Annotated in this window: 21 protein-coding genes; 12 read left to right on the forward strand and 9 right to left on the reverse strand. The window is 62.6% G+C overall.

Going from position 1 to position 25,687, the window contains the following annotated elements:
- Positions 1 to 93 precede the first annotated feature (93 nt).
- Entirely contained in the window at positions 94 to 891 is a 798-nt protein-coding gene (locus AC56DV_RS14170; RefSeq protein WP_496314923.1) for an alpha/beta fold hydrolase, read from the reverse strand.
- Positions 892 to 1,365: 474 nt separating this feature from the next.
- Positions 1,366 to 2,076, reverse strand: a complete 711-nt coding sequence (locus tag AC56DV_RS14175) for a CE1 family esterase (RefSeq protein WP_496314924.1) — start codon at positions 2,074 to 2,076, stop codon at positions 1,366 to 1,368.
- Between the two features lie 386 nt (positions 2,077 to 2,462).
- On the opposite strand from AC56DV_RS14175, the gene AC56DV_RS14180 reads away from it, so the two are divergent.
- On the forward strand, positions 2,463 to 2,798 hold the full coding sequence (locus tag AC56DV_RS14180; protein WP_496314925.1) for a hypothetical protein: 336 nt from the start codon (positions 2,463 to 2,465) through the stop codon (positions 2,796 to 2,798).
- 455 nt (positions 2,799 to 3,253) lie between these two features.
- On the opposite strand, the gene glmS is transcribed toward AC56DV_RS14180, so the two are convergent.
- Positions 3,254 to 5,083 carry a glutamine--fructose-6-phosphate transaminase (isomerizing) gene (gene glmS, locus AC56DV_RS14185; protein WP_496314926.1) on the reverse strand — a complete coding sequence of 610 codons (1,830 nt, stop codon included), beginning with the start codon at positions 5,081 to 5,083 and terminating at the stop codon, positions 3,254 to 3,256.
- Between the two features lie 146 nt (positions 5,084 to 5,229).
- Here glmS and AC56DV_RS14190 point away from each other — a divergent pair, with 146 nt between their 5' ends.
- Positions 5,230 to 5,697, forward strand: a complete 468-nt coding sequence (locus AC56DV_RS14190; protein ID WP_496314927.1) for an Lrp/AsnC family transcriptional regulator — start codon at positions 5,230 to 5,232, stop codon at positions 5,695 to 5,697.
- Between the two features lie 485 nt (positions 5,698 to 6,182).
- On the opposite strand, the gene glmU is transcribed toward AC56DV_RS14190, so the two are convergent.
- Positions 6,183 to 7,571, reverse strand: a complete 1,389-nt coding sequence (glmU, locus tag AC56DV_RS14195; RefSeq protein WP_496314928.1) for a bifunctional UDP-N-acetylglucosamine diphosphorylase/glucosamine-1-phosphate N-acetyltransferase GlmU — start codon at positions 7,569 to 7,571, stop codon at positions 6,183 to 6,185.
- A 24-nt stretch (positions 7,572 to 7,595) separates the two neighbouring features.
- Between glmU and AC56DV_RS14200 the strand changes: the two genes are divergently transcribed.
- The 5 genes from AC56DV_RS14200 (at position 7,596) to AC56DV_RS14220 (ending at position 10,684) form a co-directional block, all read left to right on the forward strand.
- Positions 7,596 to 8,495: a DUF6279 family lipoprotein gene (locus AC56DV_RS14200; protein ID WP_496314929.1), complete on the forward strand. Its 900-nt coding sequence runs from the start codon at positions 7,596 to 7,598 to the stop codon at positions 8,493 to 8,495.
- A 45-nt stretch (positions 8,496 to 8,540) separates the two neighbouring features.
- Positions 8,541 to 9,179 (forward strand): 16S rRNA (guanine(966)-N(2))-methyltransferase RsmD, encoded by a 639-nt coding sequence (rsmD, locus tag AC56DV_RS14205; protein WP_496314930.1) that lies wholly within the window; start codon positions 8,541 to 8,543, stop codon positions 9,177 to 9,179.
- Between the two features lie 91 nt (positions 9,180 to 9,270).
- Positions 9,271 to 9,774, forward strand: coding sequence for a pantetheine-phosphate adenylyltransferase (gene coaD, locus AC56DV_RS14210; protein WP_028833720.1), 504 nt, complete (start codon positions 9,271 to 9,273; stop codon positions 9,772 to 9,774).
- Positions 9,775 to 9,783: 9 nt separating this feature from the next.
- A complete protein-coding gene (locus tag AC56DV_RS14215; RefSeq protein ID WP_496314931.1) occupies positions 9,784 to 10,047 on the forward strand; it encodes a YfhL family 4Fe-4S dicluster ferredoxin in 264 nt (87 codons plus the stop codon).
- A gap of 43 nt (positions 10,048 to 10,090) precedes the next feature.
- Positions 10,091 to 10,684 carry a chalcone isomerase family protein gene (locus AC56DV_RS14220; RefSeq protein WP_496314932.1) on the forward strand — a complete coding sequence of 198 codons (594 nt, stop codon included), beginning with the start codon at positions 10,091 to 10,093 and terminating at the stop codon, positions 10,682 to 10,684.
- A gap of 67 nt (positions 10,685 to 10,751) precedes the next feature.
- On the opposite strand, the gene AC56DV_RS14225 is transcribed toward AC56DV_RS14220, so the two are convergent.
- Positions 10,752 to 10,994, reverse strand: coding sequence for a hypothetical protein (locus tag AC56DV_RS14225; protein WP_496314933.1), 243 nt, complete (start codon positions 10,992 to 10,994; stop codon positions 10,752 to 10,754).
- A 177-nt stretch (positions 10,995 to 11,171) separates the two neighbouring features.
- Between AC56DV_RS14225 and AC56DV_RS14230 the strand changes: the two genes are divergently transcribed.
- Positions 11,172 to 12,140: a LysR family transcriptional regulator gene (locus AC56DV_RS14230; RefSeq protein WP_496314934.1), complete on the forward strand. Its 969-nt coding sequence runs from the start codon at positions 11,172 to 11,174 to the stop codon at positions 12,138 to 12,140.
- 92 nt (positions 12,141 to 12,232) lie between these two features.
- On the opposite strand, the gene AC56DV_RS14235 is transcribed toward AC56DV_RS14230, so the two are convergent.
- Both AC56DV_RS14235 and AC56DV_RS14240 read right to left on the reverse strand, forming a co-directional pair.
- Positions 12,233 to 13,789 (reverse strand): methyl-accepting chemotaxis protein, encoded by a 1,557-nt coding sequence (locus tag AC56DV_RS14235; RefSeq protein WP_496314935.1) that lies wholly within the window; start codon positions 13,787 to 13,789, stop codon positions 12,233 to 12,235.
- Positions 13,790 to 13,829: 40 nt separating this feature from the next.
- Positions 13,830 to 14,285: an Lrp/AsnC ligand binding domain-containing protein gene (locus AC56DV_RS14240; RefSeq protein ID WP_028833852.1), complete on the reverse strand. Its 456-nt coding sequence runs from the start codon at positions 14,283 to 14,285 to the stop codon at positions 13,830 to 13,832.
- Between the two features lie 220 nt (positions 14,286 to 14,505).
- Here AC56DV_RS14240 and putA point away from each other — a divergent pair, with 220 nt between their 5' ends.
- Both putA and AC56DV_RS14250 read left to right on the forward strand, forming a co-directional pair.
- Positions 14,506 to 18,138, forward strand: a complete 3,633-nt coding sequence (putA, locus tag AC56DV_RS14245) for a trifunctional transcriptional regulator/proline dehydrogenase/L-glutamate gamma-semialdehyde dehydrogenase (protein WP_496314936.1) — start codon at positions 14,506 to 14,508, stop codon at positions 18,136 to 18,138.
- A gap of 138 nt (positions 18,139 to 18,276) precedes the next feature.
- Positions 18,277 to 18,969: a transposase gene (locus AC56DV_RS14250; protein WP_496314937.1), complete on the forward strand. Its 693-nt coding sequence runs from the start codon at positions 18,277 to 18,279 to the stop codon at positions 18,967 to 18,969.
- Between the two features lie 42 nt (positions 18,970 to 19,011).
- Here AC56DV_RS14250 and AC56DV_RS14255 read toward each other — a convergent pair whose 3' ends face one another.
- Together AC56DV_RS14255 and AC56DV_RS14260 are read right to left on the reverse strand one after the other, a co-directional pair.
- Positions 19,012 to 19,722, reverse strand: coding sequence for a 5'-methylthioadenosine/adenosylhomocysteine nucleosidase (locus tag AC56DV_RS14255; RefSeq protein ID WP_496314938.1), 711 nt, complete (start codon positions 19,720 to 19,722; stop codon positions 19,012 to 19,014).
- A 548-nt stretch (positions 19,723 to 20,270) separates the two neighbouring features.
- On the reverse strand, positions 20,271 to 22,550 hold the full coding sequence (locus tag AC56DV_RS14260; RefSeq protein ID WP_496314939.1) for a bifunctional diguanylate cyclase/phosphodiesterase: 2,280 nt from the start codon (positions 22,548 to 22,550) through the stop codon (positions 20,271 to 20,273).
- A gap of 379 nt (positions 22,551 to 22,929) precedes the next feature.
- Between AC56DV_RS14260 and AC56DV_RS14265 the strand changes: the two genes are divergently transcribed.
- Complete coding sequence (locus tag AC56DV_RS14265; protein WP_496314940.1) at positions 22,930 to 23,967, forward strand: NAD(P)H-dependent flavin oxidoreductase; 1,038 nt, start codon at positions 22,930 to 22,932, stop codon at positions 23,965 to 23,967.
- Between the two features lie 27 nt (positions 23,968 to 23,994).
- Entirely contained in the window at positions 23,995 to 25,629 is a 1,635-nt protein-coding gene (locus tag AC56DV_RS14270; protein WP_496314941.1) for a GMC family oxidoreductase, read from the forward strand.
- The last annotated feature ends 58 nt before the right edge of the window (positions 25,630 to 25,687 follow it).

Raw genomic sequence — 25,687 nt, forward strand, 5'->3', positions numbered from 1 at the left:
AGACGGCTTTATCATTTGCTTGCACTTGCGCACACCCGCAAGCCCTGCACCGAGGGCGGCCGCCGCTTCGGCGGCATCCCTCAGCCAAACCGCTTACTTGACCTGCGCCGCTTCTTCGATCAGTTTAGCGACCGCTGCTGGATGCGAGGTCATCACCACGTGGGAGGCGCCTGGAATCGCGACGGTTTTGCGCGAGTTGGCGCGTTCCGCCATGAAGCCCAGTGCTGCAGCCGGAATGTTCTTGTCTGCAGTGCCGTAGACGAAGTAGGACGGCACGTTCTTCCAGGCCGGCGCACCCGCCGCTTCGGTCAAGGCCGCCTCGGCGATGGGACGCTGCGCAACCGCCATCAGATCGGCCTGTGCCTTCGGCACGTCGGCAGCGAACTGCTTGTGGAACTTGTCTTGCTGGATGTAGAAGTCTTTGCCGCCGTCGGCCAAGGCCACCGGCTCGGCCAGCGCGCCGCCCAGCGTGCCGCCTGGATAGCGGCCGGACAGCTCAAGCGCGGTCTCGCCCTGCTCCGGTGCAAACGCGGCCACGTACACCAGGCTCTTGACGTTCGGATGGCCGTTCGCTGCTGCCGAGATGACGGCGCCGCCGTAGGAGTGGCCCACCAGCACAACCGGACCTTTCACGCTTTGCACGATGTTGGCCACCGCATTTGCATCACCTTTTACGCTGCGCAGCGGATTTGCTGCGCCGATCACGTTGTACCCGTCTGCGCGCAACTTGGCCGCGACGCCGTTCCAGCTGGTTGCGTCGGCAAAGGCGCCGTGCACCAGGATGACGGTCGGCTTGGCGCTGGCTGCTGGCGCTGCGGACGCTGCCATAGCAGGGGCTGCGGCGGCACCGATGATCGACAGGGCGAGGGCGATGTTTTTGATGGCTTTCATGGTGAATCCTTTCGTCAACGAGTTATTTAGTTAGCTAATATATAGTGCGCTACTTGTTTGTTACTTGTTTCTTGTGTTGCGATCCATGTGAAGAAGTATAAATAGCGCACTAAATAATAGCAAGCTATTTTTATCGATTTTGTGATCGACGCAGCGGCGCGGGCGGTCAGGCGAGCGGGCGGGCAGGTCCATGTTTCAGCGCTGCTGCGCTATCGAGTAGGTCAAAGAGGGCGCCAGCGCCAGCGGGCCGTGCTTCAATTCGCCCGCAGGATAGGCCTCGGCGTGGTCGCTGCCATTCGACGACGACGTCGCTGTCCATGAAATGGAGCTAATCGCCCATGGCGGCCCGCTTGTCCTTGAAGAACGCCCACGCCTCTTCAGCCGACTCGATGTCGGCATTCTGGGCGCTGGGGAACCAGGAGAACAGGCCGGGATAGCGTTTCACCATGCTGGGTTCGGCGTGCCCGCCGCCGTCTATCTTGAACAGACGGCCAGACCGCGCCACACGGCGACGGATTCCTCCACGCTCGTCATCGGCGCGGCAAGCGAGGAAAAGATGGGGAACTGGTAGAGGAACTTGCGCCCGGTATAGGGGATGAAGGGGTCGGCCGTTCCCGCGATGAACAGGACCGGCAACGGCGTGCCGGGCTGGCCGCAATTGCTGGTGACAGGCATGGAGGCCAGCGCCACCGAGAATGCCGCCAGCCGGTGCGGGATTTCCGTCGCAACGCGGTAGGCCATCATGCCGCCCTTGGACACGCCCATGAGGTAGACCCGTGCCGGGTCTACGTTGTCTTCGGCGATGGCACGGTCGATCAGGGCGCTGATAAACGCACTGTCGTCGGATTTTGGATTGGCGGTCACGCCGGCGTAGCTGTCGTTCCAGGCGCGTTCACCACGATGCTTGCTGCCATCCGGCGCGATGACCACCAGTTGCTCGCGCTCGGCGATCTCCAGCCACAGCGACAAGGGCGACGGCGGGAAGCTCAGCCCGAGCACTTGCGCTGCGGAGGAGCCGGCGCCATGCAGCAGAACGAGCAGCGGCCGCCTGTCCGCAGCGGCGCAACTGGGCACCGTCTTCAGAATATGGCGGGTACCCTCGGGGCGGAGCAGCGTGCCGGCTTCAATGCACGCCTTGGCGGCCGTGCTGGTATCGCTGCCCTTGTAGGCGGAAAATAGAAACATTGGGTTCGTGGCTGCGAAACCTCTCAATCCTCTGATTTTTAAGGATATTTTTTGGTAAACCAACGTTTCTTAACTTGCGAAGTACCCAATCCAGCAGGACTAAACAAGGGAAGGAAATAAAAGCGTTCCGTAGCCTGTGGTCCTGCCGCCGCAATTGGAGACCGGAATCGTGTCACGGATGGCACGGGCCGTCATCGGGAGCTTTCGATGAGCTCTCTCACACGCACGTTATGCAGTTCCTTCAAAGGGCCGCCAAACGTCGAATGGAGCGTATCGAGAAGGTCTGGACGTAGTAGCAGGTCGCATCCTTGTGTTGAGTAGGACTCGACGCTAATACCACTCCCTCGCAGACGCCACGTCCGCAATACGACCGCAGGAGCTCCTTCGTGGTCAGTCCATGCGTCATGGGAGGCGTCCTGGAAAAGATCATCGAAAATAAGGACCACCCAGCGCGCGAAGCACTGATCTGGAACAACCTATTCTTCGGTCCGTCACGACGCAAGAGCGTAAAGATGCAATCGAGCTGGGAATCAGGCAACTCGCCGTTCTTCATGCATCCCGAGATCATTGATGAGGTTCTCAAATACGTTTTCGTCCCAAAGAACATCGCCGAGGGCGTGCGCCAGTTCGCCAGGCAGAAGGCGGTCGACGAGGCCAAGGCAGAACGGGATGCAAAGAAGGCCGCCAAGGCCGCAGCCAAACAGTCGGGAAAGACAACCTAAGGGAAGCCTAAGCCGCTTCTTCAAAGGCAGCTGTGCAACGTTTTGTACGGCCGCTCCGAGGCCGATGCTATCGGTCTACAGCGCTGGGGCGGTATCGGCTAGGTCCTCCTGCTTCGCACGACTTCCTCCGCCCATCCCCGCCCTAGAAATGTGCGTCTTTGTTTTTGACGTCACCAACCCGCGCGCGCTATACAGTAAAAGACCTGGTTAAAGGATGGCAAGACTGCATCCCCGAAGCTGAGTGGAAACGCCACCCGGCATACTAAAAATGTGTGTCCGGATGGAGGGCTATCCAGGCCCTGCAGTAGCAGGAGTATGTCACGGTAAATAGATGCGTTGAGAAGCAGGCTACATGGGGCGTCCCGGGTGATTCAAGCCTCCAAAACCAAGCCTTAGCGCTACGAAACCAATACTTTTATTTACCGCTTACACCCTGGAAAAAGTCCCGCAAACCTTTACTCCACCGTCACCGACTTGGCCAGGTTGCGCGGCTTGTCGACGTCGGTGCCGCGCGCCAGGGCGGAGTGGTAGGCCAGCAGCTGCAGCGATACCACGTGCAGGATAGGCGACAGCTGGCCGTAGTGCTCGGGCATGCGGATCACGTGCACGCCGTCGCCGGAGGTGATGCGCGAATCGACGTCGGCGAACACGAACAGCTGGCCGCCGCGCGCGCGCACTTCCTGCATGTTCGATTTCAGCTTTTCGATCAGCGTGTCGTTCGGGGCGATGGTCACCACCGGCATTTCCTCGGTCACCAGCGCCAGCGGGCCGTGCTTTAATTCGCCCGCAGGATAGGCCTCGGCGTGGATGTACGAAATCTCTTTCAGCTTGAGCGCGCCTTCCAGCGCGATCGGATAGTGCAGGCCACGGCCCAGGAACAGGGCGTTTTCCTTGCGCGCGAATTCTTCGGCCCAGGCGATGATCTGGGGCTCCAGCGCCAGCACCGAGGTGATCGCCGACGGCAGATGGCGCATGGCTTTCAGGTGCGCGCTTTCTTCTTCGTCCGTGAGGCGGCCGTTCACTTGCGCCAGGGTCAAGGTGAGCAGGAACAGCGCGGCCAGCTGGGTGGTGAAGGCCTTGGTGGAGGCCACGCCCACTTCCACGCCGGCGCGGGTGATGTAGGCCAGTTTGCATTCGCGCACCATTGCGCTGGTGGCCACGTTGCAGATGGTGAGCGTGTGCTCCATGCCCAGCGAACGCGCGTGCTTCAGCGCGGCCAGGGTGTCGGCGGTTTCGCCGGACTGCGAAATGGTGACCACCAGCGTGCGCGGGTCGGGTACCGAGTCGCGGTAGCGGTACTCGCTGGCGATTTCCACGTTGACCGGCACCTTGGCGATGGATTCGATCCAGTACTTGGCGGTGGAGCCGGCGTAGTAGCTGGTGCCGCAGGCCAGGATCAGCACGCGGTCGATTTCCTTGAACACCTTGTAGGCGCCGTCGCCGAACAGCTCGGGCATGATGCCGGTGATGCCTTCCAGCGTGTCGCCGATGACGCGCGGCTGCTCGAAGATCTCTTTCTGCATGTAGTGGCGGTAAGGGCCCAGTTCGGCCGCGCCGGTGTGCGCGTGCACGGTTTTCACTTCGCGCTCGACGGACTTGCCGTTGACGTCCACGATCCACACGCGGCCCAGCTGCAGGTCGACCACGTCGCCTTCTTCCAGGTAGATGATCTGGTTGCTGGTGCCGGCCAGCGCCATGGCGTCCGAGGCGACGAAGTTCTCGCCTTCGCCGATGCCGACGATCAGCGGCGAGCCCTGGCGGGCGGCCACCACGCGGTGCGGTTCTTCGCGCGAGAACACGGCAATGGCGTAGGCGCCGTGCAGGCGCTTGACGGCTTGCTGCACGGTGTCGAACAGGTCGCCGTTGTACATGTGGTCGACCAGGTGGGCGATCACTTCCGTGTCGGTCTGGCTCTGGAACACATAGCCAAGCGCGGTCAGTTCGGCGCGCAGTTCGTCGTGGTTTTCGATGATGCCGTTGTGGACCAGCGCGATGCGCGCGTTCTCGGAGCTGGGCGAGAAGTGCGGGTGGGCGTTGTGCGAAGCCGGCGCGCCGTGCGTGGCCCAGCGGGTGTGGGCGATGCCGGTGAAGCCGCTCAGGCCGGTTTCTTCGACCTGCTTTTCCAGGTCGGCCACGCGCGAGGTGCTGCGCGAGCGCTGCAATTGGCCGTCCACGTGCAGGGCCACGCCGCAGGAGTCGTAGCCGCGGTATTCGAGGCGCTTCAGGCCTTCGAGCAGGATGGGGGTGATGTTACGTTGCGCTACCGCGCCGACGATGCCGCACATAAAGACCTCTTTGCTGTATGAAGTGTTAATGAATCCATACTAGAGCAGAGGGGTTGAAATAAGCTTTCTAAATTCAATCGTGCATGAAATATTATTTCATGCGTGTATGATGATGAAATTAAATTTCACTTTTCATTGAATTTTTTATGAATATTCCAGAACTCGACGAAGTGGACCGTCGCATCCTGAACCTGCTGCAGCAGAACGCGGCCTTGACCAATGCGGAGCTGGCGCTGGCGGTGCATGTGTCGCCGCCGACCTGCTTGCGGCGCGTGAAGCAGCTGACGGACAGCGGGGTGATACAGCGGCAGGTCGCCATCGTATCACCGGAAAGCGTGGGGGCGCGCCTGACTGCCATCGTGGAGATTACGCTGGATGTGCAGGCGGCCGAACGCATGGTGGAGTTCGAGCAGCACGTGGCGGGCGACGAGGCGGTGCTGCAGTGCTACCGCGTGTCGCCGGGGCCGGATTTCGTGCTGGTGATACAGGTGGCGGACATGCCGGCCTATAACGCGCTGGCGCACCGGCTGTTTGCCGCGCACGCCAATGTGCGCAACGTGAAAACCTACTTTTCCACCCTGCGCAGCAAGTTCGAAACGCGCATCGCGGTCTGAGTTATACAGGCTTGTACCGGCTCATCCACTGGTTTTCCTCCGGTTTTCCACGCGGTTATACCGGGCTTATCCGGTGCTTTTCCCACGGTTTTTCACAGCTTTATCAACACGGTTGCGCGGCGGCCGGCAGCGCAACCGGGTGCCGGACGCCCGGAGGCGGACTTATCCCGGCGTTTCAACAGGCTTGCCCACAACTTTATGCACAGCCCCATCTCACTTATCCCGGGTTTTTCACCACTTTTCCAAGCCTTATTCCGCTGCTTACCCACAAAGTTGTCCACATTTTTCGGTAAACCTGTTTGTTTACACAGTAGAAATATCGGCAAGCGATAGCTCCTTGATACGCTTGGGTTAGCACCAAGTTGTCCCCTATTTGTCCCACGCTTGTCAGACGGTTTTCCTCAAGCTTGCCCACATCTTTATCCACAGGCGGCGGGCATAAAAAAACGGCGCCTCACGGCGCCGTCGTAGAAACATCAGGCAGTTTACTTCTTGATCTTCACCGGGCGCTTCCAGCCGGGAATGGTCAGCTGCTTGGGACGCGAGATGGTCAGCTGCTCGGCCGGCGCGTCCTTGGTCAGGGTGGTGCCGGCGCCGATGGTGGCGCCGCGGCCCACGGTCACCGGGGCCACCAGCTGGCTGTCGCTGCCGATAAAGGCGTCGTCCTCGATCACGGTGCGGAACTTGTTGGCGCCGTCGTAATTGCAGGTGATGACGCCGGCGCCCACGTTCACGCGCGAACCCACGGTGGCGTCGCCCACGTAGGCCAGGTGGTTGGCCTTGCTGTGCGCGGCGATCTGGCTGTTCTTGATTTCCACGAAGTTGCCGATGTGGACATCTTCCGCCAGCTCGGTGCCCGGACGCAGGCGCGCGTACGGTCCGATGATGGACTTGGCGCCCACCACCGCGTCTTCGATGTGGCAGAAGGGCTTGATCTGCACGCCCCCCGCGACGCGGGCGTTAACCAGCACGCTATGCGCGCCTACGGTGACGCCGTCGGCCAGTTCGACCTTGCCTTCGAATACGCAGCCGACGTCGATGGTGACGTCGCGGCCGCAAATGAGTTCGCCGCGCACGTCGATGCGGGCCGGGTCCATCAGCGTGACGCCGCGCTCCAGCAGCGCCTGGGCGATGTTGAGCTGGTGGATGCGTTCCAGCTGGGCCAGCTGCACCTTGGAATTGACGCCCGCCACTTCCCACACGCCGCCCGGATTGGCCGACACCACCGGCACGCCGTCCGCCACGGCCTGGGCCACGATGTCGGTCAGGTAGTACTCGCCCTGCGCGTTATTGTTCTGCAGCGCGGCCAGCCATTTCTTCAGGCGCGCGGTGGGCGCCACCATGATGCCGCTGTTGATTTCCTTGATGGCGCGCTCCTCGGCGCTGGCGTCCTTCTCCTCGACGATGCGGACGATCTGGCCGCTCATCTTGCCGCCTTCACGCACGATGCGGCCCAGGCCGAAGGGATCGTCCTGCTCCACGGTGAGAATGCCCAGCTTGTCGGCGCCGGCCGCGTCCACCAGGCGCTGCAGCGAGGCGGACGTGGTCAGCGGCACGTCGCCGTACAGGATCAGGGTGGGGTGGGATTCGTCCAGCACCGGCAGCGCCTGCATGACGGCGTGGCCCGTGCCCAGCTGCGGTTCCTGCAGCGCGGCGGAGATGTCGGTGCCGGGCACCTGCTTCTCTTTTTCCAACTGCTCCAGCACGGCTGCGCCGCCGTGGCCGTAAATCACGCATAATTTGGCCGGGGACAATCCGCGCGCGGTATCGATCACGTGCGACAACAGCGGCTTGCCAGCCAGCGGGTGCAGCACTTTGGGCAATGCGGACTGCATACGTTTGCCCATGCCTGCGGCGAGAATAACTACGTTCATAGGCCTACTCAAAAAGTTAAGAATATGGAAAAGTTTAACATGCAGGACAGCCGCAACCGGGGCGCACGGTACGTTTTCGCCATCGTTATTCTGGTGCTGCTGGGCGCGTGCAGCTCGCTGCGCCTGGCCTACAACAACGGCGACACGCTGCTGTTCTGGTGGCTGGACGCCTATGTGGACCTGGATTCGGCGCAAAAGCCGCCCGTCAAATCCGACATCGGCGACTTCTTCCGCTGGCACCGCAAGACCCAGCTGCAGGATTACGCGCAAGTGCTGCAGCGCGCCCAGCAGCAGTTGCAGGCCAATCCCAGCCTGGCCGACCTGCAGGCGGACTACAAGGACGTGCGCGCGCGCACCCAGGCCATGCTGCTCAAGGCGGCGCCGGACATCGCCGAGCTGGCGCTGTCGCTGAAGCCGGAGCAGCTCGAGCAGATGGAGCACAAGTTCGACAAGAACAACAAGGACTTCCGTAAAAAGAACATGAAGGGCGGGCGCGACGAGCAGCTCAAGTTCCGCTACAAGAAATCCATGGAGCAGTTCGAGCTGTGGTTCGGCGACTTCAGCCGCGACCAGGAGGCCGTGATCCGCAAGGCGTCCGACGCGCGCCCGCTGGACAACGAGCTGTGGCTGGACGAGCGCATGCGGCGCCAGAAGGGCATCCTCGCGCTGGCGCGCCGCATCCAGCAGGAGAAACCTGCGCCGGCGGCGGCCGAGGCCATGATCCGCGAGCTGATCATGGAAAACTTCGAGCGCACCGAAAAGCCGTCCGACCGCAAGCCCTTCTTCGACGCCTACGCCAACGGCACCATGGAACTGGTGCTGACGGTGATCCGCATCGCCACCCCGGAACAGAAGGCGCACGCGCACAAGCGCATGCAGGGCTGGATCGAGGATTTGAACGCGCTGGCGGTGCAGGCCAAGTAGGCGCAGCCCGGGAAGCGGCCCGGCGCCGCATGTTATAGTGCCGCCATGCAAAAGAAGCCCGTTAAAAAACCCGCCAAGGTGCCCGTCCACGGGCCAAAACACAGCAACCAGGTCCGCATTATCGGCGGTGCCTGGAAGCGCACCCCGCTACCCGTGCTGGAAGCGCTGGGCCTGCGTCCCACGCCGGACCGCGTGCGCGAAACCGCCTTCAATTGGATCAGCCATCTGCGCGACGGCGAATGGGCCAGCGCCCAGGTGCTGGACTTGTTCGCCGGCAGCGGCGCGCTCGGCTTCGAAGCGGCCAGCCGCGGCGCCGCCAATGTCGTCATGGCCGACACCAACACCGCCGTGGTGCGCCAGCTGGACGTGATCAAGAACAAGCTGAACGCCGCCAATGTGCAGCTGCTGCGCAGCGACGCGCTGGCCACCGCCCAGTCGCTGGCGGTGCGCGGCCAGAAGTTCGACCTGATCTTCCTGGACCCGCCCTACCAGCAGGACTTTTTGGCGCGCGTTTTGCCGCTTTGCAGCAAACTGCTCAAGGAAAAGGGCCTGGTGTACGCCGAATCCGGCCTGCCGCTGACCTTCGAAGAAGGCGGCGCGCCGGAGTGGATGCAGGGCTGGAACGTGGTCCGCGCTGACAAGGCCGGGATGGTGTTCTATCATTTACTTGAGTATCAAGGCTAACCCGGCCTAGGCCAAAGCCAGCCCGGACCTGCGGGAGCGCCTGATTTTCAGGCATAATGCGCGTTCTATGGTGCGTCGCAAGGGAGCCGCAATGGTAGTAGCCGTATATCCGGGAACGTTCGATCCGCTGACCCGCGGACATGAAGATTTGGTGCGCCGCGCGTCCGGCCTGTTCGACACGCTGGTGGTGGGCGTGGCCGACAGCCAGAACAAGAACCCCTTCTTCTCGCTGGAAGAACGCCTGGAAATCGCCAACGAGGTGCTGGGCCATTATCCGAACGTGAAGGTGGAGAGCTTCTCCGGCCTGCTGAAAGATTTCGTGCGCCAGCACGACGCGCGCGTGATCGTGCGCGGCCTGCGCGCCGTGTCCGACTTCGAGTACGAGTTCCAGATGGCGGGCATGAACCGCTACCTGCTGCCGGACGTCGAAACGCTGTTCCTGACCCCGTCCGACCAGTACCAGTTCATTTCGGGCACCATCGTGCGCGAAATCGCCATGCTGGGCGGCGACGTGTCCAAATTTGTATTCCCTTCCGTCGACCGCTGGCTGCAAAAGAAAATTGCAGCGATCAAGGGCGCGCAGGCGGCGGGCTAAGGATTTACCATGGCTTTACTGATTACCGACGAGTGCATCAACTGCGACGTGTGCGAGCCCGAGTGCCCGAATGACGCCATCTACATGGGCGCCGAGATCTACGAGATCGACCCCAACAAGTGCACCGAATGCGTCGGCCACTTCGACGAGCCGCAATGCGTGGCGATCTGCCCGGTGGAATGCATCCCCCTCAATCCGGCCTGGATCGAGAGCAAGGAACAATTGATGGCGAAATACGAACGCCTGACCGCCGGCAAGGACGACGCGAAGTAAAGGAATGGTATATTTGCCTCCATAACACCTTTATGGAGACAACATGACCTTTGCCCGCCGTTCCATCCTGAAAAGCGCCGCCGCAGCCGCTGTGCTTGCGCTGGCCTGCTTGCCCTCTTTCGCCGCCGAAGTGGCCGGCGTGAAGTTCGACGACACCGTCACCGTCAACGGCGCCACGCTGAAACTGAACGGCGCCGGCCTGCGCACCAAGGTCATCTTCAAGGTCTACGCGCTGGGCCTGTATCTCCCCGAAAAGAAAACCGCCGTGGCCGACATCCTGGCCGCCGAGGGCCCGCGCCGCGTGAAAATCGTGGTGCTGCGCGAGCTGACCTCGGAAGAGTTCGGCAAAGCCTTCATGGCCGGCCTGAACGACAACACCGACGCGGCCGAGCGCGCCAAGCTGGTGCCGCAGACCAAGCAATTCGGTGAAATGTTCGCCATGTTCCCCGCGCTGAAGAAGGGCGACGTGCTGACGGTGGACTGGTTGCCCGGAACGGGCTCGCAGGTCATGTTGAACGGCAAGAACGTGGGCGGCGTGTTGCCGGACCTGGCGTTCTACAACGCCATCCTGCGCATCTGGCTGGGCGACAAGCCGGTGGACAGCTCGCTGAAGCCTCAGCTGCTGGGTGAAAAATAAAGTTGTTGCGGCGCGGCAGACGTTTTCTTGCGCTCTGCCGCGCGCTGCTGCCTGAAACCAGCGAAACTTAGGCGCGGGCGGCCATGGCGCGCAGTTCGGCGGCGTGGCTGGGGGCGCTTTCCATCGAGTTCAGCATGCGGTTCAGCATCATGGCGTCCTTCATCAGGCGGCGCTGCAGGCGTTCCTCCTTGCTCAGCTTGGGTTTCACCACCAGCAGCAGCGCGCGACCGATGCCGCGCAGCAGGGGCTTGAACAGCAGCAGCATGGCCAGCGCCAGCACGGCGCCCAGCAGGATTTGGATCGCATCCATGATAGAAATTCCGGTAGTTAAAGCTTGTACAGCAGAAATGAAGGTAGACATTGAAGTTCAGGTGCAATTACAATCAAGTGTCACTATAGTGCGCTGCAACATATAAATCCAATTCCGTTTCCCGATATCAACTATACGAAATGTGAATAAGAGTCCTTACCACCGAGCCGAGTATTTATGAGCTTCCTGACGCTGGACTTGAACTTGCTGCGTGTATTCGACGCGGTGATGACCGAGCAAAACCTCACCCGCGCCGCCGGCCACCTGGCGATGACCCAGCCGGCCGTCTCCAACGCCATCAAGCGCCTGCGCGAAAGCCTGGGCGACGAACTGCTGATACGCACCGCCTACGGCGTGAAGCCGACCCCGCGCGCCGAAGCGCTGTGGCCGTCCGTGCGCAGCGCGCTGGCCAGCCTGGAGGCGGCGGTGACGCCGGAAACCTTCGACGTGTCGAAAGCGCACGCCACCTTCCGCCTGGCCATGGCCGACGCCACCGCCGCCTTCTGGCTGCCGTCGCTGATGCGTTCGATCGAACGGGAAGCGCCGGGCGTGAACGTGCGCATGGTGCCGCTGACCACGCGCGAACCGCGCCCGATGCTGCTGCGCGGCGACGTGGACCTGGCGGTGGGCTTCTTCCCCGGCGTGGCGGCGCAGCTGTCGAGCGACACCAGTTCGCCGATCCGCCACGAGCGCCTGTATTCGGGCCACTATGTGTGCGTGATGCGGCGCGACCATCCGCTGGCCAAGAGCGATTTGACGCTGGAGAACTACTGCTCGGCCAACCACCTGCTGGTGAGCTTCTCCGGGCGCGCGCACGGCCTGGTGGACGAGGCGCTGGCGCAGATCCAGCGCGAGCGGCGCATCCTGCTGACGGTGAACCAGTTCTTCACGGCAGGCCGCGTGGTGGCCAACTCGGACCTGATCACCGTGCTGCCCAAGCACCTGATCGCCTCCACCGGCATGACGGACGCGCTGATCCACAAGGAATTGCCGTTCACGCTGCCGGCGGTGCACCTGGACATGCTGTGGCACGAGCGCGACGCGCGCAGCCCGGCGCACAAATGGCTGCGCTCCAACCTGGAAGGCATGAACAGCGTAGCCCAGCGCACCGCGCCGGGCACCAGCCCGCGCAGCGATACCTACTAATCCGTTGGGGTCAGGTCCGGCATCGCGTCACGAGCTCAGGCGTAATACAGCCCAGTTCGTGACGCGATGCCGGACCTGACCCCGTTTAATGGTTAATGGGCGGCGGAGCGGTAGCCGATGCGGAAACCGCCCCAGTGCTGGCCGTTGACGTAGATCGGCGCCGACAAGTCGTGCATCACTTCGCCCGTGTCGCGCTTGTAGGTCTGCAGCAGGAAGGGCTTGGTGTTCGAGCCGCAGCGCTTGCCGGTGCGGTCGCTGAAGATGCGCTTGGTGCGGTTGTTGACGATGTCGACGTCGTAATTGCCCGTCAGCGGCTGCGAAAACTTCTTGTTGTGGGTGGGGAAGTAGCCGTTGTTGTCCACCGCGCCCGCGTACGCCAGGTGCGGCAGGCGCGCCAGCAGGCTTTCCTGCAGGTCCGGCAGCACGCGGTCGGTGAAGGCGTCGAACTTGGTGTTGTGCTTGGGCGGATCGGTGTTCGGGATCGGCGTGTACTGGCGGTCGAACAGCGCCGCCTGCGTGATCTTGCCGGCGGCGATGGCCGCTTCGAAAATCTTGCCCACTTCCCTGGCGGCCGTCTGCGCCGCTTCCCGGATTTCATCGTGCGCGGTTTCGATATCGGACAGGCCCAGCGCGGCCGTGATGACTTCGGCGCGCTCGGCCAGCGCCATGGCGGAACCGGCGGCGCGCGGCAGCTCGGCATCGGTGGACAGCATGCTGTCGCGGATCTGCGTGATGGCGTCCGCGATCACGCGCGTGGTCTCCACGTGCTCGCGCGAGGCCTGCGCAATCTGCCCGATCTCCTTCTCCGACACGCCGGACGACCGCTCGATGCTACTCAGCAGCCCATGCACCGTTTCCACATTGCCTGCCGCCTCGCTCACCATGCCGGCCAGCGAAGCCATGCCCGCCGTGGCCGACACGGCCTGCTCGTTAATCGCGCGCACCATGGCGCTGATCTCGTCGGTGGCTTCCTTGGTGCGCTGCGCCAGCTGGCGCACTTCGCCCGCCACCACGGCAAAGCCGCGTCCCTGTTCGCCCGCGCGCGCCGCCTCGATGGCGGCGTTCAGCGCCAGCAGATTGGTGCGCGCCGAGATCTCGGTGATGGCCTCCGTGAAGCCGTAGATGCGCTTGGCCTTTTCCTGCAGGCTGGCCATGGTGGCGGCGGCCTGCTGCGCGTCGCCGCGGGCGCGGCTGATGCGCGCCAGGCCCTGGTCCACCTCGGCGCGCCCGGTCTCGGTTTCGGAGCGGACCCGGGCCGCCACCTGCGCGGCGCGCTCGGCGTTGGCCGCGATCTGCTCGGTGGCGCGCGCGTTGTGGCTGGAGCTGGCCACGATCTCGCTGGCCGTGCGCACGTCGCTTTCGATTTTCTTTTTGACGGAGTCGACGAAATAGGAGGTTTCCGCCGCGCCGATCATGATGGCGTCGATTTCCTCGCCCACTGTGTGGGCGAAACGGCGCGTGCCGTCGTCGCCATTGCCGGCCGCCGCCTGGGCCAGCTGCGCCGTCAGCGCCGCCACCAGGCCGGCCAGCGTGGCCTGCCACAGCGCACCAGCGCCAGCACTCTGGGCCAGCCATGCTGCAAGAGCGCCTGCCGCCGTGGCGCCGAGTATCCGTAAAATATGTCGCACCTGCTTGTGCTGCAACTTCATCTGACCTCCGTCTCCGTAGCGGCTTGAGCCGACCGATCTACTATTTAATCGGCAGCTTGCTGGTATTTTTTACTTCCTCCATCACAGCATAAGTATGCGTTTCGCGCACGCCTTTTTGCAGCAGGGTCTTGCCCAGGAATTCGCGGTAGGCCGCCATGTCCTTCACGCGCGCCTTCACCAGGTAGTCGAAGCCGCCGGCCACCATATGGCATTCGAGCACTTCCGGGATCACTTGCACGCTATGTTTGAATGCATCAAAGACTTCGGGCGTGGTACGATCTAGCACGACCTCGATGAACACCAGCAGCGACACATCCAGCAATTGCGGGTTGAGCTGGGCGGTGTAGCCCATGATGTAGCCGGACTCGTGCAGCTTGCGCACCCGTTCCAGGCAGGCCGCAGGCGACAGGTTGACACGCGCAGCAAGCTCCACGTTGCTGATGCGTCCGTCGCTCTGAAGCTCCATCAGTATCTTCTTACTGATCTTGTCCAGCATGAGTTATCCCCCTCAAATTATATTTGGTTAAATTCTCTCACCAAAAACAATGTATTGCTAGTCTTTAGTAATACCAGAATTAATCCAGAAGATTTCACTCTACAATCGAATCATTAGCAGCACCGACGCAGAACTGACAATGACGCTCGCCCAGCCTGGTGCCGGACGGGCGTTTTTTTAACTGCGCGTGCCTCGGAAATCCATTGTAGAAAGCCTCTTCATGCAAGCAGCCAACCCGGCTCCGGCCACCCCGTTCTCCACCCTGCAAGCCGAAATCCTGCGCCAGCCCAGCCCGTTGCGCGCCGCCATCACAGCCGCCTACCGCCGCGACGAAGCCGGCGCCGTGCAATGGCTGCTGGGCCAGGTGCGCGAAAGCGGCACCGCCGACGCGCAAGCGCTGGCGCACCGGCTGGTGTCGTCGGTGCGCAAGGAACGCACCCGCGCCTCCGGCGTGGACGCGCTGATGCACGAGTTTTCGCTGTCGTCCGAAGAGGGCGTGGCGCTGATGTGCCTGGCCGAAGCACTGTTGCGCATCCCCGACAGCGCCACCGCCGACCGCCTGATCGCCGACAAGATCAGCAAGGGCGACTGGCGCAAGCACCTGGGCGAATCGCCGTCCATGTTCGTCAACGCCGCCACCTGGGGCTTGCTGGTGACCGGCAAGCTGGTCGGCTCGAGCAGCGAGCAGGGCCTGGGCTCGGCCATCACGCGCCTGATCGCCAAGGGCGGCGAACCGCTGATCCGCAAGGGCGTGGACCTGGCCATGCGCATGCTGGGCAACCAGTTCGTCACCGGCCAGACCATCGACGAAGCCATCAAGAACGGCCAGCCCAACGAGGCGCGCGGCTACCGCTATTCCTACGACATGCTGGGCGAAGCGGCGCTGACCGAAGCGGACGCGGCCAACTACTACGCCGCCTACGAAACCGCCATCCACGCCATCGGCCGCGCCTCCGACGGCCGCGGCATCAAGGACGGCCCCGGCATCTCGGTGAAACTGTCGGCGCTGCACCCGCGCTACTCGCGCGCCCAGCACGCCCGCGTAATGAGCGAACTGCTGCCGCGCCTGACCGCGCTGGTGCTGCTGGCCAAGCAATACAACATCGGCCTGAACATCGACGCCGAGGAAGCCGACCGCCTGGAACTGTCGCTGGACCTGATGGAAGCGATGGCCTTCAACCCGGCGCTGGAAGGCTTCGACGGCATCGGCTTCGTGGTGCAGGCCTACCAGAAGCGCTGCCCCTTCGTGATCGACTACCTGATCGACCTGGCCAAGCGCAGCGGCCGCAACTTCATGGTGCGCCTGGTGAAAGGCGCTTACTGGGACGCCGAGATCAAGCGCGCCCAGGTGGACGGCATGCCCGGCTACCCGGTTTACACGCGCAAGGTGTACACCGACGTGTCCTACCTGGTGTGCGCGCAGAAGCTGCTGGGCGCCACCGACCGCATCTTCGCCCAGTTCGCCACCCACAACGCGCAGACCCTGGCCACCATCTACACCTGGGCCAAGGCAGCGGGCGTGTCCAACTACGAATTCCAGTGCCTGCACGGCATGGGCGAATCGCTGTACGACCAGGTGGTGGGCAAGGACAACCTGGACAAGGCCTGCCGCATCTATGCCCCGGTCGGTTCGCACGAAACGCTGCTGGCCTACCTGGTGCGCCGCCTGCTGGAAAACGGCGCCAACTCCTCCTTCGTCAACCAGATCGTCGACGAAGCCATCCCGGTGGAATCGCTGATCAAGAACCCGATCGACGCCGCGCGCGAACAGGGCGGCCAGCCGCATCCGGCCATCCGCCTGCCGCTGGACCTGTTCGGCGCCGAGCGCCGCAACTCGGCCGGCCTGGACCTGTCCAATGAAGACGTGCTGCGTCAGGTGGCCGCCACCCTGGCCGAACCGCGCAGCTGGAGCGCCAGCCCGCTGCTGGCTGGCGCGCTCACCATCGGCCAGCCGTCGCAAGCCGTGGTCAACCCGGCCCAGCGCAGCGACGTGGTCGGCAGCGTCACCGAAGCCACCGCGGCCGACGTCGACAGCGCGCTGGCCAGCGCCAGCGCCTATGCCGCGGACTGGCAAGCCACCGAACCGTCGCAGCGCGCCAGCGCGCTGATGCGCGCGGCCGACCTGTTCGAGAACAACATGCTGGAACTGATGGCCCTGGCCATCCGCGAGGCGGGCAAATCGCTGCCCAACGCCATCGCCGAGATCCGCGAAGCGGTCGACTTCCTGCGCTACTACGCGCAGCAGGTGGCTGCGTCCGTCAACACGCCGGCGCTCGGCCCGGTGACTTGCATCAGCCCGTGGAACTTCCCGCTGGCCATCTTTACCGGCCAGGCTGCCGCCGCGCTGGCGGCCGGTAACGTGGTGCTGGCCAAGCCGGCCGAGCAGACCCCGCTGATCGCGCACCGCGCGGTGGAACTGATGCACGAAGCCGGCATCCCGCGCGCCGCGCTGCAATTCCTGCCGGGCCGCGGCGAAGTGGTCGGCGCCGGCCTGTGCAACGATGCGCGCGTCAAAGGCGTGATCTTCACCGGCTCCACCGAAGTGGCGCAGCTGATCAACCGCACGCTGGCCAAGCGCGCCGCGGCCGAAGGGGCCGACATCCCGCTGATCGCCGAGACCGGCGGCCAGAACGCCATGATCGTCGACTCCTCCGCGCTGCCCGAGCAAGTGGTGCAGGACGCGATCTCGTCTGCCTTCGACAGCGCCGGCCAGCGCTGCTCCGCGCTGCGCGTGCTGTTCCTGCAGGAAGACATTGCCGACAAGACCATCAAAATGCTGAAAGGCGCGATGAGCGAGCTGAACATCGGCAGCCCGGACCGGCTGATCACCGACATCGGCCCCGTGATCGACAGCGAAGCGCAGCAAAACCTGCTGAACCACATCGAAACGATGAAAAAGTCGGCAGTGAACCACTTCTCGCTGAACGTGCCGGTGGCCTCGGCCGGCACCTTCGTGCCGCCGACGGTGCTGGAAATCCGCTCGCTGGACGAGCTGAGCAAGGAAGTGTTCGGCCCCGTGATGCACGTGATCCGCTACAAGCGCGCCGACCTGGGCAAGATCGTGGAACAGATCAACGCCAGCGGCTACGGCCTGACCCTGGGCGTGCACTCGCGCATCGACGAAACGATCGACTTCATCACCGCCCGCGCGCACGTCGGCAACATCTACATCAACCGCAACATCGTCGGCGCGGTGGTGGGCGTGCAGCCCTTCGGCGGCGAAGGCAAATCCGGCACCGGCCCGAAAGCCGGCGGCCCGCTGTACCTCAAGCGCCTGCAGCGCGGCGCCGTCACGCCGGCCCAGCACGCCCGCCTGGCCACGCCGGCGCTGGACGCGCTGGAAGTGTGGGCCAAGGGCCAGGGCCGCGAGCGCGTGGTCTCGCTGGCCGACCAGTACGCCCACAGCACCACGCTGGGCAGCACCATCGAGCTGCCGGGCCCGACGGGCGAACGCAACACCCTGCGCTTCGCCCCGCGCGGCAACGTGGTGTGCCTGGCCGAGTCGGCCGACGTGCTGCTGAACCAGATCGCCGCCGTGCTGGCGACCGGCAACCAGGCGGTGGTGGTGTCCAAATCCCTGCCTGCCGACCTGCCGGCGGCGGTGCTGGACCAGGTCAAGCAAGCTGCGAGCCTCGCCAGCATCGATTGCAGCTTCCAGGTGGCCTTGGTTGAGTCCGGCCTAGCCCCGGGTGTGCGCGAGCAGCTGGCGGCCCGTGACGGGGCTGTGGTGGCCGTCATCGACACGCTGGCGGACGAAGCCATCCCCCTGTGGCGCCTGGTAGCCGAACGCGCCCTGTGCGTCAACACCACGGCAGCCGGCGGCAACGCCAGCCTGATGACCCTCAGCGCCTGATTTCCAGCGTCGCCCTCCAAGCCAGGCACCCCGCCTGGCTTTTTTTTGCCCCAAACCAAAATGGGGTCAGGGTTAATTAATTTTGCAATTGTTGCGCCACGTCATGACGCCAATGATGGCCCGGCGTAAGCTGGCCGAATGTCCCGCCCACCCCGCATCCAGCTAGACGGCGTTCCCCTGCACCTGGTGCAGCGCGGACACAATCGCGCCGCGTGCTTTTTCGACGACGATGACTACGAGTTTTATCTGCACTGCCTGGGCCGTGCGCTGGACGAGCAAGAATGCTCGCTGCACGCTTATGTGCTGATGAGCAACCACGTCCATCTGCTTCTCACGCCGGGGCGCCGCGACAGCGTCGCCAGGCTGTTTATGTCCCTGGGGCGGCGATATGTACGCTACATCAACGAAAAGTACGACAGGTCCGGCACGCTGTGGGAAGGCCGCTACCGCTCCTCGCTGGTCCAGGTTGAGGATTACTTGTTCAATTGCCACCGCTACATCGAGCTCAATCCAGTGCGGGCGCGCATGGTTGCTGCGCCGGAAAACTACCGCTGGAGCAGTTTTCGCGCCAATGCACTGGGCGAACGGAATCCTTTGCTCGCGCAGCACGAGCTCTACACGGGCTTGGGAAATGCCGGGGCCGAGCGGCTGGCCGCCTATCGGTCCTTGTTCGGCAGCCGCCTTGGAGACGATCTTCTGCATGCAATTCGCAACGCACTCAACCACAACAAGCCTGTGGGTAACCCGGACTTTCTCCACAAGGTGGAAAAACTGACGGAAGTGCGGTGCGACATCTTGCTGCCTGGCAGACCTTGCGCCCGGGATAATTAACCCTGACCCCATTTGTTGGGCAAGAAAGGGTTGGGGATAAGTTCAGGCTTGTCCACAGAAGTTTTTGAGGATGCCGTAGGCGTAGCGGGAGGCGACTGTCTGGACGAAGTGCATGAAGTCGACTGCGGCGTCTTCGTTGGCATTGTCGGAGATGGTGCGGATGACGGCGAACGGCACGCCCAGCTCGAAACACACTTGGGCGACCGCTGCTCCTTCCATTTCGACTGCCAGTAATTCGGGCAACGCGTCCTTTAATGCTGCGATCTGGCTGCGTTTGTTGATGAATTGGTCGCCACTGGCGATCAGGCCGCGGTGGAATTGCGGGCTTCCAGACTGGTTTTCCAGGAATTCACGGGCTGCTATAGCCAACCGGCGCGTCAGTTCGCGGTCGCTGGCGATGTGCGATTGGCCGGTTAACGGGATTTCGAAGCGCGAAAACAGCGGGCTGGCGTCCATGTCGTGCTGGACCAGGCTGTCTGCGACCACGACATCTCCAACTCTTACGCCCAGGTCTCCGCTGCCGGCAACGCCGGTGAAGACGATGTGGGTAACTCCGAACTTTTCCACAAGGATGCTGGCAGTCATGGCTGCGGCTACTTTGCCTATGCGGGACAGCACGCAAACCGTGTCCACGTTCCAAAGCTTGCCTGCAGTGTAGTCGCGCATCCCGTGGCTGGCCTTGATCGGGCTTTCCATGGCTTCTATCAGTCCGTTTTGCTCTTCAGCGAGTGCGCTGATGATGCCAAGACGCATTTTTCCTCCGTTTTTTTGGTTTCGCGTTCTTTTATAGGTTTACAACAAAAATATATATAAAAAATAGTAGTAGATAGTAAACCAGCGTTTTTCTGTGGATAAGTCTGTTAACAAGCTAAAAATCAGGGGTTTACAGCGTTTACAAGCACCTGAACAAGCATTGTATCTACGCAGGACGACTTCTGGACAAGATTTTCGCTGTGCAGAAGTGGCTGGTTTACGCACAAGTCATCCTGTGGATATGCATGACCTTATCCACATTCCTGCTTTTTCCTGGTTTTTTGATCTGCACTCCTTTGCGGGCAAATCCGCGGCTTCTTTAGTTTGTTAACTAGAGCTTTTATATAAATTGATAGTAGTAGTAAACGTCCACTTTGCTGTGGATAACTATGTTAACCGCCGAAAAATCATGGGTTTAGAGAAAAGATAAGGTGCTGGACAAGGCCTGTACCAGTCACGGGGTAAAACTTGGATAAATTTTGACCGGTGGACATTCCACTTCCTTGCCCACATCTCGTCCTGTGGATATCCATGCACTTATCAACAGGCTAGGTGCTGGCATAGTACTGGTAGCGGCTGCGGCCCTGCTGTTTGGCGGAATACATGGCCTGGTCGGCCTGTTTGAGCAGGTTTTCCGGGTCGGTGGCGTCTGCCGGATACAGGGCGATGCCGATGCTGGCGGAAATGTGGACGATTTCCTGCCCCAGTTTGAAGGGTGCGGCCAAGTGGTTCAGGATTTCCTGGGCGACGCGCTGCACGTCGTTGCTGTCTTTGAGCTCGCCAAGAATGACGGTGAACTCGTCGCCTCCCAGGCGGGACACGGTGTCGGTGCCTCGCACGCAGTGGCTGAGCCGGTCCGCCACTTCTTTGAGCAGGACGTCGCCCATGGAATGGCCCAGGGTGTCGTTGACGGCCTTGAATCCGTCCAGGTCGATGAAAACCAGCGCCATCGGCAGGGCGGCGCGGTCGGATTTCTTCATTTCCTGCCGCATTCTTTCCTGGAACATGCGCCGGTTGGGCAATCCGGTCAGGGCGTCGAAGTTGGCCTGGCGCCAGATCAGCTCTTCGGAGGCCTTTCTCTTGGTGATGTCGCAGAACAGGGCCACGCGCCGGTAGGCCTGGCCGTGCTCGTCGAACACGGCGTTGAAACGCATCGATACCAGGTAGTGCTCGCCTTGCTTGTTCTGGTGCCAGACTTCGCCTTCCCATTCTCCCGTCTGGCGCAGCGCGTTCTGCATCTTGCGGAAAAACTCCTGGTCCTGCAGGCCGGACGTCAGTTCGTAGGCCCAGTGGCCCTTCACTTCGTCTTCGCTATAGCCGCTGAGGCGGGAGAAGGCGGGATTGACGGACAGGATTTTGCCGTCGGCGTCCGTCACCATCATGCCTTCGCTGCTGTTCTGGTACATCAGGCTGGCCAGTTTCATGGTTTCGTCGGCGGCGCGGCGGGCGGTGATGTCTTCGGCCATGACAAACAGGCCGCGCACTTGTCCGTTTGCATCGTAATCGGGCACATAGGTGATGGCGTCCCAGCGCAAGCCGTGGCGGGTCTGGAGCGGACGCTCGAAATGGACTGCCTCGCCGGCCATGGCGCGATGCAGCTTGGGTTGCGACAGGGCATAGGCAGCCGGCCCCACGATGTCTTCCACTTTGCGCCCCAGCGCCGCGTGCGGGCCGATTTCAAATACTTCCTCGAAGCGCCGGTTGGTGAAGGTGTAGCGTTCCTGGCGGTCGACGTAGGTGATGAGGATGGGCAGATTGTCGGCAATCAGGCGCAATCTTTCTTCGCTGGCCGACAGTTTGGCTTCCATTTCGCGGCTCGATCCGTACAGCTGGCGGTAGCGCAGCTTGCGTTCTTCCAGTTTTGCATAGGATTTGAGCGCGAACATGCCGCTGAGCAGTATCAGCAGCAGCAGCAAGGCCAGGCCGCCGCCGGCGACGATAAAGGTGGGACTGGCGAACCAGACGGCATCCTTGTCGGTACCACCGACAACAATGATGAGCGGTAAATTGTCCAGCGCACGGTAGCTGAACAGGCGGGAGACTTTGTCCACCTGGCTGGGCGTGCGGAAAGTGCCGATCGGGTTGTTTTTCAGGTTGGCAAACAACACGCCGTCCGACAGGTCCAGGTTGTAGGCTTCTTCGAATAGCGGCGCGCGCGCGATGATGCGGCCGTTGCGGTGCACCAGGGTGATGGAGACGTCTTCCGTGATCCTGGAGTTTTCAAAGACGGTGGCAAAGCGCGTGGCGTCCAGCGGGGCGACGATGACGCCGAGGAAGCGGCCGTCATGGCTTTCCACTCTGCGGCTCAGGTAAAACAATTTCTTCATTGATACTTTGCCCAGGGTGGGGCCGCCGATGAAGAGCTGGTGCGGCGAGGCGCTGTTCTGGTGGAAACGGAAGTAGTCGCGGTCGCTGTAGTCGATGCCGTTGATGGACAGATGGTTGGAGGTGGCGACGCCTTTGCCGTTGGCGTCGATAAAGCTGATCCAGAAATCGTGGGTGAAGGAGCTGCTGCGCGAGGACAGCAGGGCGGCGATGGAATCGGGCGGGCTGTTGGGCGGCAGGACTTTGATGGCATTGGAAAAACCGATCAGCGACAGGTCGGCAAACTGGATGGCGTACAGCACATGGGCTTCCATGGCGCGCGCGAAGTGCAGGGTTTGGCGGCGCAGGCCCGCTTCACGGTCGAGGTAGGCGGTATGCAGTTGCCAGGCGACGATGGCAATGGCGGTCAAGGCCATGGTCAGCAAGCCGGACAGCAAACGCTGGCGAAAGCGCAGGTAGGCTTTGGAGCGGACGATTTCCGTTTTTTTGCGCTGTATGGCCACGGCAACTCCGGCTTCCGGCTGAGTGATCGCTGCCATTTCAGTATAGGGGAAAGCTGAAGTTGACGAGAATCAGATTTTTCAAGTCATCAACATTTGTTGTGGCTTTCGTTGCGGAAGTGACGCAGCGCCGGTCTTTGGTTTACTTTAAAGCTGTGTATACAAAATAATAGTAGTTGTTAACGTCGCCACTTTTCTGTGGATAACCGGGTTAACTGGATTAGAATCAGGCGTTTGCGTCTTGTACAAGCGGGCGCGGAAACGGTGTACGGTAAAAGGACTGTATCTGGACAATTTTTGGCGTCCAGGTTTACCTTTTGCTTACTCACAAACCATGCCTGTGGATATCCAGATAGTTATCAACAGGCGCCAGGAGGCTGTTATGGAGTTGCTGTCCCTGTTTTCCCACCCCATCGTCCAGGGGCCGATGGCCGGCGGGGCCAATACGCCCGAGCAGGTAGCGGCCGTGTCGAATGCCGGCGCGCTGGGTTCGCTGGCTGCTTCGCTGCTGTCGCCGGACACGCTGCGCAGCCAGGTGGCGGCTATCCGCGCGCTGACGGACCGGCCTTTTCTGCTCAATTTCTTCGTCCAGGGAACGCCGGCGCCCAGCGCGGCGGTGCTGGAGCGCGCCAAGGAACTGCTGAAACCGGTTTACCAGGAGCTGGGCTGGGATCAGCTGCCGACCCCATCCAAGTGGTGCGAGGATTTCGCCGCGCAGTTTGAAACGCTGCTGGAATTGCGCCCTGCCGTGGCAAGTTTTACCTTCGACATCCTCAGTCCGGACCAGGTTTCCCGGCTGCATGCCGCCGGCATTGCCGTGATCGGCACCGTGACCACCATCGCCGAGGCGCTGGCCTGGCAGGCGGCGGGCGCGGACGCGGTGGTGGCGTCCGGGGTGGAGGCGGGCGGCCATCGCGGCACCTTTATCGGCGCGCAGCAGGATGCCACGCTGACCACCTTCGAGCTGTTGCCGGCGGTGGTGGCGGCGGTGCGGATCCCGGTGATCGCGGCCGGCGGCATCATGGACGGCAAGGATATCCGGCGCGCGCTGGCTGCCGGCGCCAAGGCGGTGCAAATGGGCACGGCTTTCCTGGTGACCAATGAATCGGGCATCCACCCGGCGTACAAGCAGGCTTTGCTGACGGCGGGCAGCCGCCCGACCCGGCAGACGCGCGCTTTTTCCGGCCGCTACGCGCGCGGGCTGGAAAACCGCTTCATGCTGGTGATGGCGGAGGCGGAACCGGAGGTGCCGGCCTACCCGGTGCAAAACGCGCTCACCGGCAGCATCCGCGCGGAAGCTGCGCGGCGCGGCGACACCGAGTGGATGTCGCTGTGGTGCGGCAGCAGCGTGGACCGCGCGCGCGGCATGCCCGCGGCCCGGCTGGTGGAAACGCTGGTGAAGGAAATGCAAGCAGTCTGATTTAGCCCTTAGCGTAAGGAGTGGATTTTGGAATCTGCAGGACAGTTCGACTACATCATCATCGGCGCCGGCACTGCCGGCTGTGTTCTCGCCAACCGCCTCACGCGCGATAAAAATGTGCAAGTCCTGCTGATCGAGGCGGGCGGCAAGGACGATTACCTGTGGATCCACATCCCGGTGGGCTATCTGCATTGCATCAACAATCCCCGCACGGACTGGCTGTACCGCACCGAAGCCGACCCCGGCCTGGGCGGGCGCAGCCTGATTTATCCGCGCGGCAAAGTGCTGGGCGGCAGTTCTTCCATCAACGGCATGATTTACATGCGCGGCCAGGCCGGCGATTACGACCGCTGGGCCGATGAATGCGGCGACCAGAGCTGGCGCTGGGACGCGGTGCTGCCGCTGTTCCGCCAGAGCGAGGACCACCACGGCGGCGCCACCGATTTCCATGGCGCGGGCGGCGAGTGGCGGGTGGAGAAGCAGCGCCTGTCGTGGCAGATCCTGGATGCCTTCCGCGACGCGGCCGACCAGACCGGCATCCCGAAAGTGGACGATTTCAACCGCGGCGACAACCTGGGCTGCGCCTATTTCGAGGTGAACCAGAAGCGCGGCATCCGCTGGAATACGGCCAAGGCGTTTTTGAAGCAGGCCACCACCCGCCCCAACCTGACCCTGATGACCGGCTGCCACGTGGAAAAGCTGCTGGTGGAGCAAGGGGCAGATGGCAACCCCGGGGTCGTCTGCAAGGGCGTGGCGTTCACCGGCGGCGGCACGCGCTGGCAGGCGCAGGCCACGCGCGAAACCATCCTGGCGGCCGGGTCGGTGGGCTCGCCGCAGCTGCTGCAGCTGTCGGGCATCGGGCCGGCCGGCATGCTGCACGAGCTGGGCATCGCGCCGGTGGCGGATCTGCCCGGCGTGGGCGCCAATCTGCAGGACCACCTGCAGCTGCGCATGGTGTTCAAGGTGAACGGCGTGAAAACGCTGAACGTATTGGCCAGCAACTGGTTCGGCAAGATGCGCATCGGCATGGAGTACGCGATGTTCCAGAGCGGGCCGATGTCGATGGCGCCGTCGCAGCTGGGCGCGTTCGCCCGCTCGGACCCGGGCCAGGCGACGCCGAATCTGCAGTACCACGTGCAGCCGCTGTCGCTGGAGAAGTTCGGCGATCCGCTGCACGCTTTCCCGGCCTTCACCGCCAGCGTGTGCAATCTGCGCCCCACCTCGCGCGGCCATATCCGCATCGCCAGCGCGGATTCCTATGCGCCGCCCAAGATCATGCCGATGTATTTGAGCACGCCGGAGGACCGCCAGGTGGCGGCGGACGCGCTGAAGCTGACGCGCCGCATCGCCGCCGCGCCTGCGCTGGCCAAGTACATGCCGCAGGAATTCAAGCCCGGTCCGGAGTTCCAGACCGACGAGGAACTGGCGGCGGCGGCCAGCGCCATCGGCACCACCATCTTCCACCCGGTGGGAACCTGCCGCATGGGGCGAAAAAACGACACTTCCGCCGTGGTCGACAGCGAATTGCGCGTGCGCGGTGTAGCTGGACTACGGGTGGTGGATGCCTCGGTGATGCCGTTTATCACGTCCGGCAACACCAATTCGCCGACCATCATGATCGCCGAGAAAGCCGCCCAGATGATTCATTCCAGCTGGAACTAGGTCTTGTTTTCCCTCCTGTTTTGAGCCAGATCAAGCTGCCTTTTTGTAGCCAAACTTG

It is taken from the genome of Massilia sp. BGA-UO-ETr-WB1, assembly GCF_059567845.1.